Source organism: Candidatus Streptomyces philanthi, from assembly GCF_059553635.1.
The window spans coordinates 1-2,293 of record NZ_JCANQV010000514.1; the positions used below are offsets into that span (position 1 = coordinate 1).

The window sequence follows — 2,293 nt, forward strand, 5'->3', positions numbered from 1 at the left end:
TGGGCGAAAGCCTGATGCAGCGACGCCGCGTGAGGGATGACGGCCTTCGGCCCCCATCGATCTCCGCCCCCAACCCCCTCCCCATCCCGCGCCCCCATTCCAACCCACCATCATTTCCGCAGGTCAGCACCCTCTTCACCGTTCCACCGTCCCAACCTCCCCCGGAAGCGTTGCGGCCCCGGGGCCCCGTCCCCAAAGCTGTGACCAGACAGCAGGTCCGGCCCGGGGAGCAGCCGCTCGGCCGCTCGGTGTCCGGTACGGCCGGAGCCGTGGCCGATGCCTCGCGACCGTCTCCTCGGTCCCGTCGCTCACCTGCGTCCCACCCAACCGCCGCGTCGCCGGAGCATCGTCCGGTCGCTCCGGCACGCCGACTTCCACCTACACGGGGATGAACATCCATGCGCAACAACCGCCTCCGCACCACCGTCCTGGCCGCGTCCGCCCTCGTCGCCGCGCTGTCGCTGACGGCCTGTGGCAGCAAGGGATCGGAGGCCCTGGAGACCTCGCCCGCCGCCAGTTCGTCCGCCGACGGCGGCGGCTCGTCCGCCCCGTCCGCGGGCAGCGGTGCGGGCGGCTCCTCGTCGGACGGCAAGGGCTCCGGCGCGGAGGCCAAGAGCAGCCACAGCGGCGACGCGGGGGCCGGCACCGGCTCCGGTGGCGCCCACGCGTCCGCCGGCCGCGACAAGAGCGGCTACGGGCAGGCGTGCGGCGCCAACGACCTCACGTGGAGCACCCGGTCGGAGAGCCAGGCGGGCGGTTACGTCCTGGTGATGGCGAAGGCCAAGCCGGGCATCACCTGCACCCTGCCCGGCACGCACCCGGTCGTCGCCTTCGGGTCCCGGGGCATCGAGGCCGGTCCCGCCGAGCAGGCCGTGGGCCCGACGGTGAAGCTCAGCGGGAACACCACCGCCTACGCCGGGGTGAACCCGAAGACCACCAACAACGAGGACGGTGTGGAGTTCGACCACATGGTCGTCGCGATCGACGACAAGGACGCGAACCCGGTCAGCCTGAAGGTCGGCGAGGTGAATGTCGACAGGCCGATCGTCACCAACTGGCACACCTCCCCGGACAAGGCCGTTCCGTTCGACGGCATCGACAGCCACTGAGGTTTTCCCGGCCCGACGGCCGCTGAATTCCCTTCCGTCCCGGACACGGTGACGGAATTCCCGGACCCCGTACGGCCGCTTCCCCCTCGGCCGTACGGGGTCCTCTTCGTGCAAGGGAACCGGCACACAAAACCCTCCGGAAATGCGGAGAGGAAAAGCCCGGAAGTGAAAAGCCCTCACACCCGGCCGGTGAGGCAGGAATCCAGACCGCGGATATGCCGGAGGGGAAGCACCGCCCGGCATCGGACGTCGCTTCCCCTCGTCGCGCCCGGATACCTCCCCCGTCGGTCGGGGGGACCGGGCCGTGCGGTGGGCCATGTGGGACTCGAACCCACAACCCATGGATTAAAAGTCCACTGCTCTGCCAATTGAGCTAATGGCCCGCGCCCCCGCAGCATAGCCCGACCACCCGCCGCGTCCCGAAGGGATAACCGGGCGGGCGTCCCGCGCCGCCCCTCCCGGACGGCCCACCACCGCCCGGTTTCACCCCGTACGCCCGCGTTCTTCCCCCCGGACAACGCGCCGGGCCCGTACGGCACTTGCGTGCGGTACGGGCCCGGGTGGCTCGGCTCACCGGCGGCATGGCCGGTGGCATGCGGGATCAGCCGTTGCGCTTCCAGCGCGGCTTGTCGTCGCGGCGGCCGAAGGAGGAGCCGCGGTGGTCGTCACGACGGCCGTAGGGGCGGTCGCCGCCACGGTGGCCACCGGAGGAGCGGCCGCCGCGGTCGTCACGGTTGTACGGGCGGTCGCCGCCGGAGCGGTGGCCACCGGCACGGTCGTCGCGGTTGAAGGGACGGCTCGGCCGGTCGCCGCGGAAGCCGCCGGAACGGTCGTCACGACGCTCGTAGGAACGGCCACCGCCGAAGCGGTCGTCACGGCGCTCGAAGGAGCGGCCGCCACGGTCGTCACGACGCTCGAAGGAGCGACCACCACGGTCGTCACGACGCTCGAAGGAACGACCACCGGAACGGTCGTCACGACGGTCGTAGGAGCGGCCGCCCCCGGAACGGTCGTCACGACGCTCGTACGAACGGCCACCGCCGAAGCGGTCGTCACGGCGCTCGAAGGAGCGGCCGCCACGGTCGTCACGACGCTCGAAGGAGCGGCCGCCGGAACGGTCGTCACGGCGCTCGCGGCGCTCGAAGTTGCCGCGGTCGTCGCGGCGGTCGCGGCGCGGGGCCTCG

Annotated in this window: 1 protein-coding gene, 1 tRNA gene and 1 pseudogene; 1 reads left to right on the forward strand and 2 read right to left on the reverse strand. The window is 72.0% G+C overall.

Annotated features, from left to right (window positions below; genetic code table 11):
- The first annotated feature begins 398 nt into the window (after positions 1 to 398).
- Positions 399 to 1,109 carry a DUF4232 domain-containing protein gene (locus tag AC51EU_RS29690; RefSeq protein ID WP_496270189.1) on the forward strand — a complete coding sequence of 237 codons (711 nt, stop codon included), beginning with the start codon at positions 399 to 401 and terminating at the stop codon, positions 1,107 to 1,109.
- Between the two features lie 310 nt (positions 1,110 to 1,419).
- Here AC51EU_RS29690 and AC51EU_RS29695 read toward each other — a convergent pair.
- Positions 1,420 to 1,492, reverse strand: a tRNA-Lys gene (locus AC51EU_RS29695).
- A 218-nt stretch (positions 1,493 to 1,710) separates the two neighbouring features.
- Positions 1,711 to 2,293 (reverse strand): annotated as a pseudogene (locus AC51EU_RS29700) (DEAD/DEAH box helicase); the annotation flags it as partial.

Coding starts and splice junctions, on each gene's coding strand:
- AC51EU_RS29690 (WP_496270189.1), top strand. CDS start 399: ATGCGCAACAACCGCCTCCGCACCACCGTCCTGGCCGCGTCCGCCCTC.